This window comes from Flavobacteriales bacterium (genome assembly GCA_016715895.1).
Taxonomy (GTDB): domain Bacteria; phylum Bacteroidota; class Bacteroidia; order Flavobacteriales_F; family PHOS-HE28; genus PHOS-HE28.
The window spans coordinates 1,915,959-1,930,094 of record JADJXH010000004.1 but is presented as its reverse complement, the minus strand read 5'-3'; the positions used below and the strand labels follow the sequence as shown (position 1 = coordinate 1,930,094).

Genomic DNA, 14,136 nt, shown 5'->3' with positions numbered 1-14,136 from the left:
CTCCGGTCGTTCGCCCGCTCATGTGCCCTCCGCCGCTTTCGCCGCGCCCACCGCACGGCCGTTGAGGGTGATGCTGCTGCCCTGCCCGGTCTTGAATCCAGCCCCCTCCGGCACCTCCACCCCCTTCAGCTCGATCCGCACGGGACCGTTCCGCACCTCGTCCTTGCCGGCATGGGCCGCCTGTGTCGCATCGATCCGGCCGACGTTCATGCGCACGGAGGATCCCTCGCGGGCCTCGATGCCGGTGCCGCACCGCGTGAGCGTCGCGTTCGTCAGCTCCACCTGGGCCAGGGCCGTGGCCTTCACCCCCTCCCCCTTGGCGCCGTCGATCACGAGCTCGGTGAAGCTGCCGCCCCCTCCATGCACGCTCACCGCATCATCCCCAGCGCCCAGGAAGCGGAGCCCGGTGGCCTGTACGGCGGCATGCACGGCCTCGAGCTGATCGGACCCGCCGTGGAAGGTGCTGTGCCGCAGCTGCGCCTCCCCTTCGGAGAGGGCCAGCAAGGTGGTGCCCGCACCGTTGAACACCGCGTGGCTGATCGTGACCGGAGAACGGTGAAAGCTGACATCGGCGCTACGGGGCTGCTCCTCCTTGAAGCGCATCAGGCCTTCGAACCGCACCTGGTCCAGCACGGACCGGGCACCGGCCTCCAGCACATGCACGCCCATGCTGCTGCTGTCCGGGCTGACCACCGTGATGGGCATGTCCTCGGTGCCGGTCCAGCGCAGCGGCGAGCGGCTCACGATCTCCGCACCGTTCACCAGCTCGAGCCTCAGCGGAGCGAAAGCCACCACCGTGTAGCCTGCCGGCAGCACCAAGCGCTCGCCGATCGTCCACCGTCCCGGCTTGAAGGTGATGGTCCGCTCGGCCTCATCGCGCACCAGGAAGGGGAAGCGCTCCACGTTCGGGGTGGCCAGCGTGGCCAGGTCCAGGTCGCGGACGTCATTCATCTTGAACGGTGCCACCGGGGTCTCCTTGCGCCGTGCGCTGCCCAGAAAGCCGGCCAAGACGTGCGCGTCGGCGAGGGCACTGTCGTTCACCGGGCACGTGACAAAGCGCAGCAGCTGCGGCCTGCCGACGCCGCCACGCGGGCGGGGAGGCAGCACGGCACGGCCCACCGGTGCGAAGTGCCGCCCGTCGGCCAGGCGCAGGCTGTCCACCTGCACGGGCAGCGCCTCGATCGGAACGGCCACCACCTCCAAGGTATCGCCCGAGCGGCGGTCGAGGTGCAGGTGCGCGTGCCTGGGCGGGTCGAGCAGCGCGCGGATGGCCCGCTGGTTGGCGGTGTACACGCCTCGGTCCAGTTCCTTGTAGGGGAATTCGCGGTACAGCGTGGCGCTGGCCGTGTCGAGGGGGCCCTTCAGCGCCGCGAAGGCACTGTCGAGCCAGGCGGGGCGGGCGTAGCGCTCCAGATGGTGCACGTAGGCGGCCATGATCGCCGGGTCGCTCAACAACTGGGTGTGCAGCTCATCCTGCTCCCGTACCTGGCCGCGGTACCGGTAGGCTCCGGCCAACTCGCGGATGCGGAACGCACTGAAGCTCTCGTAGCTCACCGGTTCGAGGCGCTTGAGCACCGGGTCGAAGTGGAACTTCACATCGCTCCAGTCCATGCTGTGGTGTCCACCCACGAGGTCAAGGAGGGCGAGGCGGCGGCCCGTGCGGTCCGCATCGAACACGGCCGAGGCGGGCAGCTCGCCACGACGGAAGGCGGTGACCAGGGCGAGGGCCTCCTCGAACAGCCGCCGCCCCTCCGGGTCGGCCGCCAGGTCGTTCGTGCCATACGCATCAAGGGCGGCCGCCTGGTAGGCGGCGTAGGCCTCATCCAGACGGAGGCCCTGCATGCTGTTGAGCCGGTGCTGCCAGAACAGCCCGGGATCGAAGCGGAGCAGCGGTCCGGCCACGCGCCCGTTGTTCTCGGCCAATTCCTCGCCGAAGTGCTCCTCAACGGCATACACTCCGAGGTCCTCGCCATTGAAGGTGACGCGACAGAAGCCGTAGCGCAGTGCGATCAGCCCTTCACCCGCCATCAGGCGGTGGTAGAACCAGTCACAGAGGTAGTTCCGCGTTCCGGGGTGCTGCAGGCTGAAGCGCTTCATGCCCATGAAGCCGCCGTCCTTGCGGGCGAGCACGCGGAAGCTCCACTTCTCCCCCTGCACATGGTCGCTGAGCTTGCCTTTGATGCGGACCCGGCCCTTGAAGGAGCGGCCATCCACCGTGAACCGCGCCTCGACCGGATCGTTGCCCTCGGGCATGATGACCCCGCGCTCACGCGCGAGATCCACCACGTTCCGCAGGCGGGCCAGTTCGGCCTCGTCCACCTCGATGGCGAGGACGGGCGGCTCCATGGCGAAGCTGGCGGGGTAGTTCACGGCCCATTGGCGGATGAAGGTGGCCAGACCCGGATGCCCGCGATGCACCAAAGCCCGGTGCGCGGTCCATGCCCCCCCCGCGAGCAGGGCGAGCAGGGCCGGCGCCAGGATCGTCCAGCGTTTGAAGCGTCCGTTCATAAAGGGCGCAAAGTAAGCCCCTCCGTTCCCGTGCCCGGTCCGAGTTCGCGCAGGTCATCCGGGTGCACGGAGGCCTCGGCATCGAGGGCGGCCTGTTCCCGTTCCTCCGACTCCACGATGTCCGGCTCGGTCACCACCGTCATGATCATCACCAGGATGATGGTGAAGGGGTTCAGGGACCCGGTGAGCCATGATTCATAGAGCACGCTGAACATCACGGCGAACATGGCGGCGAAGGCCATCGGCACCCGCTTGCTGGCCTTGAAGAAGATGAGGAAGTAGCTTCTGAAGTAAATGAGGATGCCCACGATGCCCACGTTGAACCACATGGTGAGGTAGCTGTTGTGCACCCCGCCGTGGTGGCCCAGCGTACGCAGATAGGCGTAGTTGTGGCGCATGATGTACTCGTCGTTGCCGAAGCCGCCACCGAGCATGAAGTAATCCTGGATCTTGCCCCAGGCGAAGCGCCATGCGATGTACCGGCCCGACCCGTCGTCCAGGGTCTCCACCCGGAAATACTCCTGAAGCCCGAGGCTGATGACGATGGCGGAGAGGTTCGAGCTCACCAGCTCGATGATGCCCAGGAAGGCGATGAACCCGATGAAACCGATGAACGGGGACAGACTGAAGAACCGACTGAAGAGCAGGAACATGCCGGTGGCGACCAACGATGTGCGCGAACCGCACAGGACTAGGAAGAACACGATGACCGCGTAATTCATCATGCGCTGCCGGAAGGGGAAAAGGTCGTTCTTGAGGTGATTGAGGATGGTGTAGAGCGTGAACACCAGGAAGGTGAAGATGCCCAGCCCGTTGGGGTTGCCGAACAACCCGCGGAAGCGGCCAGCCACGAAGACCGGCACGATCCGCAGGAACTTCATCAACCACATCACCACTAGGAACGCCACCAGGAAGCGCACCAGATCGCGGAAGAAATCCCAGCCGCGCTGGCGGAAGTTGAGCAGCACGTAGTTGGGCACCACCAGGTAGAGCAGTGCGTAGCTCAAGGTCTTCTGAATGCCCGTGATGGGGTCGTTGCCGAAGACCAGGGGAAGGAAGGCATATGCGAAGAAGGGCAGGAAGACCTTGAAGACACCCGACAGCGGTGCGAAGCGATGCTGCTCCACGAGCAGGATGAGCGAAAGGGCGATGATGTACGCGTACTTGGCCGTCTTGATCTTCCGCATGGAGAAGACGTCCGGTGTCATGTCCGACAACACCAGGATGAGGATGAACCCGAACAGGATGTCGCCGAACGACTCCCGTCGGTAGAAGAGGAAGACCGAGAGCGGCAGGAGCGCGTAGATGACCGGACCGGCGAACACCGTGGACAGCACCCAGACCGTGACGATCAGGATGAACTGGAGCTCGTTCCGAAGGAAGTCCAGCATGGCTCAGTGTGCAGGCAGGTGCCGGTCAAGCTGGGTGCGCACGACCTCGCCCCGCAGCCGTGCAAAGCTGCGCAGTTCCTCCACCTTCCGCGTCCATTCCGACACGGAGGAGGGTCTGCGCCACCGCGCCACGTGCTGGGTCATCTCCGGAGCAAGCTCGGCCGCCCCGGCATCGATCGCCGCCACCATGGCCCGGTCGGAGAGGTCTCCCTGGAGCATGTCGAGCACGATGGTGCGGGAACGCTGGCGGATCGCTGGTGACCGTAGGATGGCCTTGTACAACTGGGCCACCGGTCCCTGATGGCGTTCCACGTGCAGGAAGACATCGGTGGTCACCGGTCCGGCATAGCCCAGGCCCATGTCGCTGTCGCCCATCATGAACCGCCATCGGCCATCACGCGGCGCACCCAAGGTATCGGCCGGCCCCGTCCATCGCCAGTACTTCACGTTCTGACCGGGCCAGTCGAGGTTGCCCAGGATGATCTGCGCCGCCATATAGGACAGGAAGCCGTCCACGTCCATCCGGCGCTCAAGGCTGTCCGCGTAGGACCGGCCATTCGGGTCCCAGCGTTCGGCCATGGTGATCATGCGTTCAAAGCGCTTCACCTCGGCCTGATCTCCATCGTAAAGCAGCAGGCGGTCCTCCAGCACGGTGTACGCATCCGCATCGCCGCCATGCCTTCGCGCCAGCTCCCGCGCGTCGATCCGCTCACGCAGATGGTGGAGGCCCCAATACGCGCCATTGAGGTACACCACCACCGCCCTGGCCCCTGAGGTATGGAAGGGTAACGCGCTGCAAAGCCGGTGCTGCACCACATCGCGCAGGAAGCTGTCCGCCTGGTCGTTCCCACCGGCCCGCAGCACTAGCACCCGATGGCCGATGCCACGTGCCTCTCCGCACCAGGCCACGGAGGTCTGAGGTAATCTCATGCGAAGTGCATGCTGCGGGAAACCCCGGGTGTTGTTGCCGTTGATGCGCAGCTTCACCGGTCCCGACCAGATGGGCGTTCCACGCCCATCGAACAGCTCGGCCTGAGCCGATCGCTCCCAGGCCCTGCCCCGGAACTGGAAGTTACCGGGGTACTTCCACCACCGATGGTCCCGCGGGAAGCGTTGGACGACCTCCTCATCCGTGCGGAAGATGCCATGCCCAAGCCCGTAAATGCCCGTGTCCGGATCGAAGAACGCGCCGGGTTCGGCCGTCAGGGCAAGCACCGGCAGCACATGCTCGTGCAGCAGCACCGTTCGGCCGGTCACCGGACCGCACGCACCCTCCACGCAGGCCGTGGCCCGGACCGTGAACGCCGCCGGAAGCCCCGGTATCGGAGGTCGCCATTGCACCGAGGTCGGGATCCGCATGAGCCGCTCCACCGCATGGCGATCGGCCCGCACCGGCAGGGGTCCGTGAACAACCCTGTCGATGGCCGTCGGCGTGCGCCCATCGGTGGTCGCATGGATCACGGCCCCTTCAGGCCCCCTGAAGCGAACTTCAAAGGGGCCGACCTCCACGTCCACCCGTGCGACCGATGCTGTGCGACGTGAAGGCCCTGCCTTGGGAACCGCTACCCGCCAAGCCAACGCCATGGCGACAAGCGCGACCCAGAGGAGGAAGGTCCGAAGTGCGCTACCGCTCATCACCCCTCGCGCGCATCACGCAACGCCCACCGGGCGATCAACGCCAATGGGATCAAGCCCACCACGACAGGGATGGCCGCCCCCGTACCACAACCTCCTCCAAGCACGACGGCCATGGCCTTCAAGACGCGATGGCGCTGCCCCTCACCGGCCTCAACGCGCACCAGCAACGCCAAGGCCACCAGCGCGATGCTGAAGGGTACGGAGCCCTTCACCAGGGCAACACCCAGCGCGGCCACACCGGCCCAAAGGGCCAACTGCCGGGCCTCCATGGCGGCGGCCCCGGCGATGCGCCCGACCATGAACGCGAGCGCCGCAGCGAAGAGCACGGCCAAGGCAAGACCGGGCAGGTCCTGTGGGGTGAAGAATCCCAGCTGGTCGGCGATGAGGCCCATCAGGTCCATGGATGCGGGGGTTGCGGCGAAGGTAGGTTGAGGAGGGGATGAGCGGAGCTGTGGCGCCCGCCCCTACTCATGCATGGCCATACATATGTTCTCCAGATGTATGTTCATTCCATCAACCATCCATTCCATGGGGAATCCGCTCATCCATGCTCGATTATTGCATCGGAGGGCTATCGATCACCCATGCACCGATCATATCTCGTATATTATTTAATCATTTCTCTATTCATTCCGATCTGACGATCTGTTCGTGCTCACATATCGAAGCACCCTGACAAATGTATGGCCATACATACGTTCGGGATCCCTGACCTGTGTGGGGCGACCGCGACTCACCCCCACCTCACTCCACGGCGCCGTCCCCTCCCAACCGGCCCTTCCTTCCCGTTACTTTTGCTTCCATGCGGCGCCACCCGGTCTTCCCGCTTCTCTTCGGACTTCTCCCGGCGCTGCTCACCGCGCAATCCACCGTCCATCCTGGCACCACCCTGCATGTGCTGGGAGGCGCCACGGTCCGGCTTCCTGACGGGCTCACGTTGACCGTTCCATCCGGCGCGGCCGTGGTCAACGACGGCCTGATCGACCTGGCACCCACGGCTGCCATCGCTGAGGCGTCTGGATCACCCCTCACCGGGCTTGGCGTCGAACACATCAACGTGTGGGTGACGTCCCCTCCCGCGGCGCTCGAGCCCGGTGGCCTCGGCTTTCGCATCACATCGACCAACGCGCTGGACAGCCTGAGCATTGAACGCGGGCACACCATCCTCAGCGACACCAGCGGGTCCTCCGGCATCGCGCGATGGTATCGTGTCCGGCCACAGGTGAACAATGGGCTTGCCGCCGAGATCGGATTCCGCTACGACCTCACCGAACTCCAGGGCATCGCCGAGGCCGATCTGATGCTGTACACCGCGCAACAAGGAGATAGCATCTGGCTGGGGATCCCCAGCGCGGTGGATCTGCCCTTGTCGACCGTGTTCGCGACCTGGTTGGACAGTTTGGGCACCTACACCCTGTTCGACGGAAGCCTTGGAACGACCACCTCGGAAGAAGCCGTACCAGCGGAGCTGAGCGCCGGACCCAACCCCACCACGGATGTGCTGGAGGTCCGCGATACCGCACGGGGCTTTCGAAGTCTCGCCGTCTTGGACGCCATGGGGCGGACCGTACTGCACCAGGACCTCACCGGCCACCGGACCCATCATCGGCTCCCGGTCTCCGATCTAGCCCCTGGAACTTACCTGCTGCGCACCGATGATGGACGCAGCCTTCGGTTCACCCGCCCATGAGCCGCTCCTCCGCGCTTCTGACCGCGATCGGTGTCGCAGGTGCGCTCAGCGCGCAATGGGACCTGCCCGTGCGTGTCGCCTTGAACGGTGACAGTGCCGAGGAACGCCGCGTGACGGGGTTGGCCGCGCCGCTGGATGGCAGCGATGGGCTCGCGGCCGGGCTGGAGCGGACCCATGCGCTCACGTGGATCACCGCCACAGGCACCGACAGCCTGGTGGCCGCCTGGCCGGCCATCGCCCTTCCGCTCGCCGGTCACCTACCACGCATCACCCTCGTGCCCGACACCACCAACAGCGGACCGGTCACGCTCACGCTGTCCGGAACCGGTCCGGTGGCGGTCGTCAAGTACGGAGTGGAGCCGCTCGACAGCGCGGACCTCCAGCCGGGCATCCCGATCGACCTGGTGTACGATGGCGCGGCCTGGCAGGTCATCTCACCACTGCCGCGTCCGTGCCCGCCCGGCATGTTCCCGGCCTCACGGGATGTCTGCATCGAACGGCAGCCCACGGATTCGGCCAACTTCTACGCGGCCGCCAACGGGTGCGCGAACCGGCAACGGCGCATGTGCACGTTCGGTGAGTGGATCGCCGCGTGCACCATGCCGAACGGCATCCTGCTCAACAGCATCGTGGACTACGAATGGGTGGACCACGCGGCCAACAGCGGCAATGACGCCAAGTCCATCGGGCTCAACAACAACACCTTCCTGCCCGATTGCCTATCCGGCGGGACCCGCGTGCCCCTCTCCGTGCTCTCCTACCGATGCTGCTCCGACCGATGAGGGCCGCCACCGCCGGCGTCGCGTTCAGCGGCGCCCTGCTCCTCCACGCCCAGGTGCAGGTGGACGCACCGCTGCGCTTCACCGCGGCGGACAGTGCCCTTCGGCAGATCGATGGGCTGGCCCCACCCATCGCCGAAGAGGACCTGATGGTGCTCTCGACCGCTCGCTCCGGCTCCGTGCATTGGGCCACCGCCGCCGGCACGGCCAACGCCATCACCCTTGCGGCACGTCCACCGGTGACGGCCTACCGCGAAGGCCTTCGGCTCCGGTTCCTTCCCACGGTCTCCGCCGGAGCAGCACCCACGATCAATGTCGACGGCCTCGGCCCGGTGCCCGTGCTGGGTCCGGAGCTCACTCCACCACCGGCCGGAAGCCTGGTGCCCGGACGCCTCGCCGAAGTGGTGTGGACCGACAGCTTGTTCCGCCTCAACCCACGCCCCATGGATGGCTGCCCCACAGGCTTCCTGCAGGTGCATGACGGTCTGTGCATGCAGCAGGACCAAGGTGCCAACGTATCGGTCTTCACCGCCATACGCCAATGCGCCGACAGGGGCGCGCGGCTGTGCACTTGGGATGAGTACCTCTACGCCTGCACCGTGCTCAACGGCCAGTTGACCGGCCTCTTCGACGACTGGGAGTGGATCGACGACACCAGCGATCACACCCACACGGGCAACCAGGCCGGGCGCTATTACTGCGCCCAGCAACGATCGCAACCCACCACCGTGAACGGTCGTGTGCGCTGCTGCCACCGCATCCGATGAACCTCCTCACCCGCCCGCTCCTCGCCCTGCTGGTCGTGGCCTCACCCGCCGCCGCCCAGATCCAGGTGGACCGACCTGTGGTGCTCACCGCCCCTGCGGACTCTGCCCGCCGCGTGACCGGCCTGGCGGACGCCACCACGGAGCACGACGCCTTGAACGCACGCTCCGCTGCACTGGGCCGGTTCCGCTCCGCCACCGTGGGGGGAACGGCCGATGCCTGGACCGCCGGCCTGGTGCCCGCCCTCACGGACACACTGCCCGCTGGGTCCGAACTCCTGCTGCGGATCCCCCAATCGAACACCGGCGCCGTCTCGCTCACGATCGACGGCCTCGGCCCATTCCCGGTGGAAGAGGCCCCGGGCGACCCGCTGGACAGCGCTGATGTACCCGCCGGCCTGATGGCCCGCCTTCTCTTCGATGGCACCGCGTTCCAGCTCGTCAATGGCCGGCCAGGGCGCACGCGCCCCTGCCCCTCCGGCTTCGTGGAGGTCACCTCGCAGTTCTGCATCGAACCCGACCAACGCGACACGCTCGACTTCCGCGAAGCGGCCCAGGTGTGCGGTGCCCTCGGAGCAAGGATGTGCTCCTGGGGTGAGTTCTATGCCGCCTGTGTCCGCGCCACGCAGCTCGGCCTCAACGACATGATCGGCAACTGGGAGTGGACGAACAACTCGGCCAACGCGGACATGGGCGTGCGTGTGGTCGGCTTCTCCTCCTGCACCATCGCTGCCACCGCAGGCGCCCTGGATCCGCCCGCGCGGAACTTCCGCTGCTGCTTCAGGCACTGAGGCCACCGGCGATCTCGCATTTTCGCGCGCCGCCCCATGCTGTTCAACAGCTTCACCTTCGCGCTCTTCCTGCCGGTGGTCTTCGCCCTCTACTGGGGCGTGGCCCGGTCGGTGACCGCGCGCAACCTGCTGCTCATCGCGGCCGGCTGCGTGTTCTACGGCTGGTGGGACTGGCGTTTCCTGCTGCTGCTGGCCGCCACCAGCATGACCGACTACGGGGTGGCCATCGCCATGGACCGGGTGAACGACCCGCGCAGGCGAAAGGCCTGGCTCATGGTGAGCCTGGTGGGCAACCTCGGCACGCTCGGCGTCTTCAAGTACCACGATTTCTTCGCCAGCTCCCTGGCCGATGCGATGACGCGTGTGGGCCTCGGCTTCGACCCCGTGCTGCTGCACGTGGTGCTGCCCGTGGGCATCAGCTTCTACACCTTCCAGGCCCTCAGCTATACCATCGACGTGTACCGCGGTCGCATCGCGCCTGTCCGCGACCTGCCCACCTACCTGGCCTTCATCGCCTTCTTCCCACAGCTGTGCGCCGGGCCCATCGAACGCGCCAGCCACATGCTGCCCCAGTTCGCCCGGCAGCGTCGCTTCGAGATGGACCAGGCCACCGACGGTCTGCGCCAGATGCTCTGGGGCCTCTTCAAGAAGGTGGTGGTGGCCGACAACTGCGCCACCGTGGTGGACCGCATCTTCACCGGCAGCGACCACCTCCCGGCCCCCTTGCTCGTGCTGGGCGCCGTGCTCTTCGCCCTGCAGATCTACGGCGACTTCAGCGGCTACAGCGACATCGCCATCGGCTGCGCACGCCTGTTCGGCTTCGAGCTGATGCGCAACTTCGCCTTCCCCTACTTCAGCCGCGACATCGCCGAGTTCTGGCGCCGCTGGCACATCAGCCTCAGCACCTGGTTCCGCGACTACGTCTACATCCCCCTCGGCGGCAGCCGCGGCGGCACCTGGATGAGCGTGCGCAACACCTTCGCCATCTTCCTGCTCAGCGGCTTCTGGCACGGCGCCAACTGGACCTTTCTCGTCTGGGGCGCGCTGAACGCCGTGTACTTCCTGCCGCTGCTCCTGGGCGGACGCAACCGCGCGAACCTCGGCACGGTCGCCCCGGGCCGTCCGCTCCCCTCCCTGGGTGACGCCGCCCGCATCGCCGTCACCTTCACCCTCACCTGCCTGGCCTGGGTCTTCTTCCGCGCCGAGGACCTCGGCCACGCCTTCAGGTATCTGGGGCGCATGAGCGATGGCTGGCTGCGCGCCGGCACCTGGAACCGTTGCCTGGCCTTTCTGGGCGAACATGTGTTGCTCGTCCCGGCCATGGCCTGCACCGTCCTGCTCTTCGTCGTGGAATGGGTGCAGCGCGAGCAGGCACATGGGCTGGAACGCCTGCCCGTACAGCGCCCCCTGCGCTGGGCCATCTACCTGGGCGTGCTCGCCGCGGTGGTCTTCGCCGGCGACCATGGCGAGCAACAGTTCATCTACTTCCAGTTCTGACCCATGGCCGCCTTCCTCCGTCGCGCGATGTGGTTCGGCCTGCTGGTGATGGCGCTGGCCATCGGGCTGCACGCCCTGCTGATGCACGGCCTGCGCAGCCGTACCACGGACGTGTTCGGCGTGTGGAACGACATCGTGAACGGCCGTGCAGGGGCCGACGTGCTCTTCACCGGCAGCAGCCGCAGTCTCGTGCACTTCGATGCGGCCGCCATCGGTACACGCATCGGCCTCCGCACCTACAACATCGGCATGGACGGCACCCAGCTCGACCTGCAGCTCGGCCGCCTGCGCACCTACCTGGCCCATCATCCCCCGCCGCGCCTTGTGGTGCAGGAGGTGGACATCATCAGCCTGGAGCCCGACAGCGGCCTCTACTTCGCGCAGCAGTACGCCCCCTACCTCGGGGAACCGGCCGTGGACGAGGCCGTGCGCCGCATCGCGCCCGATCACTGGAAGGACCGCTGGCTGCCGCTCTACCCCTTCATGCGGCACGGCCCCGGCCTCACCGGCCTCGCGGTGAAGGGGCTGTTCGGCCTGGAGGACACGCTGCACGATCCGGTGCACCTCGGCTTCGAGCTGCGCGACTGGGCCTGGGAGGGCTCGTTCGACAACTTCCTGAAGGAGCACCCGGACGGCGTGCGCTATCACGAGAGCCCGCATGCCGAGGCCACCTTGCGGGAACTGATCCGGACGGCCCGCGAGGCCGGCTCGCTGGTGGCGCTCTGCTACACGCCGGAGCTGGTGGAGAACCAGCGCATCACGCTCAACCGGGCGTCCATCCTGGGCACCTTCGCCCGCATCGCCCGTGAGGAGGGCGTGCCGTTCTGGGACCTCTCCACCGCCCCCTTCTGCACCGACCGCAGCTTCTTCTACAACTCGCAGCACCTCAACGCGCGCGGTGTGGAGCGCCTCACCCCGATGGTGGCGGACAGTGTGAAGACGCTGCTGGAACGCGCCGCTCAGTCGCCCAGCGCCCTGCCGTAGAGCGCGATGAGGCGGGCGTTGCGGACGCGGATGTCGAACTTTTCCCGGACGACCTCCAGCGAGGCATCTCCCATGCGGAGCAGCAGCGTGGCATCGTCCATCAGGCGGCGGAGGTGCAGCACGATGTCATCGGCGATGCTGTCACTGTCGCGGCCCTCCACCTCCAGCAGCCAGCCGTTGCGGTCGTGCTGCACGATCTCGGGCAGTGAGCTGATGCGCGAACCGATCACCGGCAGCTGGGCGCCCATCGCCTCCAGGATGGTGTTGTTGAAGGGGTCGGCGAAGGTGGTGCTGACGAACACGTCGGCGGTGCGCATCCGCTGGAGCAGCTCGTGGTGCGGCAGGCCGCGATACAGGGTGATGCGTGCATCCTCCGCGATGGTGCGCTCGGCCCACTGCCGGTCCGCATCCGTGGGGAACACACCCCAGTCGACCTCCAGGCTGCTGACGATGACCAGCCGCGCCTCCGGACGCCCCAGGCGCTGGAAGGCCTTCAGCAGCTCGATGCCGCCCTTGCGGTAGAAGCCGTTCCCGGCGAACAGGATGGTGAAGGTGCCGGGATCCTTCTCACCACGGGTGTACTGCTCCACCGCCCGGTACACCACATGCATCTTGGCGGGGTCGACCCCTGCGGCCACCAGCTTGTCGCGGTTCATGCGGAAGGTGTGCTCGCTGGTGTAGAACAGGGCCCGGCAATCATCCGAGGCCAGGCGCCGCAGCCCCCATCGGAACAGCGGATGGTCCTCGCGCATGGGCTTGTAGCGCGGCAGGTAGCTCTCCACCTCGATCACCCACGGGTGGCGGTTGGCCACGATGCAGTTGTAGGTGTGGAACAGGTCGCAGCGCTTCACCGGAAAGAAGTAGCGCGTGTGCCACAGGAAGGCGCTCACGATGCCCGTCATATGCCACGGGATGTCCACCATCCGCGAGTAGCGGTAGCCCTCCGGTGGGTGGCTGAACACGTAGTGCTGCCAGTAGCGGGTCTTGTGCGAGATGCCGATGACGCGCGAGCCCATGGGTCAGCGGGCCGCCACCGCCTCGTTGAGGAACCACGCGTGGAACCGCGCCAGCCCTTCGGACAGCGGAGTGCTGGGATGGAAGCCCAGGTCGCGCCCCGCTTTGGACACGTCGGCGAAGGTGCGCGGCACATCCCCGGGCTGTTCGGGCCGCACCTCCACCACCGCCTTGCGCCCCGCCTCGCGCTCGATGGCCGCGATCAGCTCACGCAACATCACCGTGCCGCTGTTGCCCAGGTTGTACACCTCGTAGCGCCCGCCCCGTTCGCGGTCCATCGCCGCACGAACGCCGGCCACGATGTCGTCCACGTAGGTGTAGTCCCGTTGCGTGGTGCCATCACCGAACTGCAGGATGGTGTCCCCGGCGGCCACCTTGCGGAAGAACTGGTGGATGGCCAGGTCGGGCCGCTGGCGCGGACCATAGACCGTGAAGAAGCGCAGGACGGTGACCTGCATGCCGTGCAGGTCGGAGTGCACCCGTGCGAACTGCTCGGCGGCCAGTTTGGTGGCGGCGTACGGACTGATCGGCACGAGCCCATGCTCGCTCTCCTTCCACGGCACGTTCGGGTTCTCGCCGTACACGCTGCTGCTGCTGGCCAGGATGAAGTGCGGCACCTTCCGCCGGCGCGCCATCTCCAGCAGGGAGAGCGTGCCGGTGACGTTCACCCGGTGGTAGCCGATGGGGTCGGCAATGCTGGGCCGTACACCGGCCTTGGCCGCGATGTGCACGATGAGGTCGATGGGCTCATCCCCCAACAGGGTCTCCAGATCAGGCGCCAGCAGATCGGCCTCCACCATCCGAAGCTGCGGATGGCCCAGCGCCCCTGCGAGGTTCCGCTCCTTCACCGCCCGCGGATAGAAGGGGTCGAAGTTGTCCAGCACGGTGATCCGCCAACCGCCATCGGCGAGCAGCCGGTCCACGAGGTGGCTTCCAATGAACCCGGCACCGCCGGTGATGAGCGCATGTCGGGATGGCTTTTCCATGTGCGGCTGGAGCGTGCGTGAGCAGTGAGCACGGACCTGAGGCAGAGCGGCGCCGAAGATAGCGGCAGTGGGGCTCCCCGTCTTGGCATTGCAG

At 66.8% G+C, this 14,136-nt stretch carries 12 protein-coding genes; 6 read left to right on the top strand and 6 right to left on the bottom strand.

The window, feature by feature from the left end; all coding sequences use genetic code 11:
• Positions 1-18 precede the first annotated feature (18 nt).
• The 4 genes from IPM49_16955 to IPM49_16940 form a co-directional block, all read right to left on the bottom strand.
• Positions 19-2,508, bottom strand: coding sequence for a CotH kinase family protein (locus tag IPM49_16955; GenBank protein ID MBK9276212.1), 2,490 nt, complete (start codon positions 2,506-2,508; stop codon positions 19-21).
• A complete protein-coding gene (locus IPM49_16950; protein ID MBK9276211.1) occupies positions 2,505-3,899 on the bottom strand; it encodes an O-antigen ligase family protein in 1,395 nt (464 codons plus the stop codon). Before IPM49_16950 ends, IPM49_16955 begins: the two co-directional genes overlap by 4 nt.
• Positions 3,900-3,902: 3 nt before the next feature.
• Positions 3,903-5,360: a CotH kinase family protein gene (locus tag IPM49_16945; protein ID MBK9276210.1), complete on the bottom strand. Its 1,458-nt coding sequence runs from the start codon at positions 5,358-5,360 to the stop codon at positions 3,903-3,905.
• 173 nt (positions 5,361-5,533) lie between these two features.
• Positions 5,534-5,938, bottom strand: a complete 405-nt coding sequence (locus IPM49_16940; protein ID MBK9276209.1) for a hypothetical protein — start codon at positions 5,936-5,938, stop codon at positions 5,534-5,536.
• 401 nt (positions 5,939-6,339) lie between these two features.
• On the opposite strand from IPM49_16940, the gene IPM49_16935 reads away from it, so the two are divergent.
• From IPM49_16935 to IPM49_16910, 6 genes are read left to right on the top strand one after another with little or no spacing between them, the layout of a single operon-like run.
• Positions 6,340-7,227 (top strand): T9SS type A sorting domain-containing protein, encoded by an 888-nt coding sequence (locus IPM49_16935; protein ID MBK9276208.1) that lies wholly within the window; start codon positions 6,340-6,342, stop codon positions 7,225-7,227.
• A complete protein-coding gene (locus IPM49_16930; protein MBK9276207.1) occupies positions 7,224-8,009 on the top strand; it encodes a hypothetical protein in 786 nt (261 codons plus the stop codon). Before IPM49_16935 ends, IPM49_16930 begins: the two co-directional genes overlap by 4 nt.
• Positions 8,006-8,773: a hypothetical protein gene (locus IPM49_16925; protein ID MBK9276206.1), complete on the top strand. Its 768-nt coding sequence runs from the start codon at positions 8,006-8,008 to the stop codon at positions 8,771-8,773. Before IPM49_16930 ends, IPM49_16925 begins: the two co-directional genes overlap by 4 nt.
• On the top strand, positions 8,770-9,561 hold the full coding sequence (locus tag IPM49_16920; protein MBK9276205.1) for a hypothetical protein: 792 nt from the start codon (positions 8,770-8,772) through the stop codon (positions 9,559-9,561). The genes IPM49_16925 and IPM49_16920 overlap by 4 nt, the downstream gene beginning before the upstream one ends.
• Before the next feature lie 36 nt (positions 9,562-9,597).
• Positions 9,598-11,058 (top strand): MBOAT family protein, encoded by a 1,461-nt coding sequence (locus IPM49_16915; protein ID MBK9276204.1) that lies wholly within the window; start codon positions 9,598-9,600, stop codon positions 11,056-11,058.
• A 3-nt stretch (positions 11,059-11,061) separates the two neighbouring features.
• Entirely contained in the window at positions 11,062-12,042 is a 981-nt protein-coding gene (locus tag IPM49_16910; protein MBK9276203.1) for a hypothetical protein, read from the top strand.
• Here IPM49_16910 and IPM49_16905 read toward each other — a convergent pair.
• Together IPM49_16905 and IPM49_16900 are read right to left on the bottom strand one after the other, a co-directional pair.
• On the bottom strand, positions 12,018-13,058 hold the full coding sequence (locus tag IPM49_16905; GenBank protein ID MBK9276202.1) for a glycosyltransferase family 4 protein: 1,041 nt from the start codon (positions 13,056-13,058) through the stop codon (positions 12,018-12,020). The two genes, IPM49_16910 and IPM49_16905, sit on opposite strands and share 25 nt — an antisense overlap.
• A gap of 3 nt (positions 13,059-13,061) precedes the next feature.
• Positions 13,062-14,042 (bottom strand): GDP-mannose 4,6-dehydratase, encoded by a 981-nt coding sequence (locus IPM49_16900; GenBank protein ID MBK9276201.1) that lies wholly within the window; start codon positions 14,040-14,042, stop codon positions 13,062-13,064.
• Positions 14,043-14,136 lie beyond the last annotated feature (94 nt).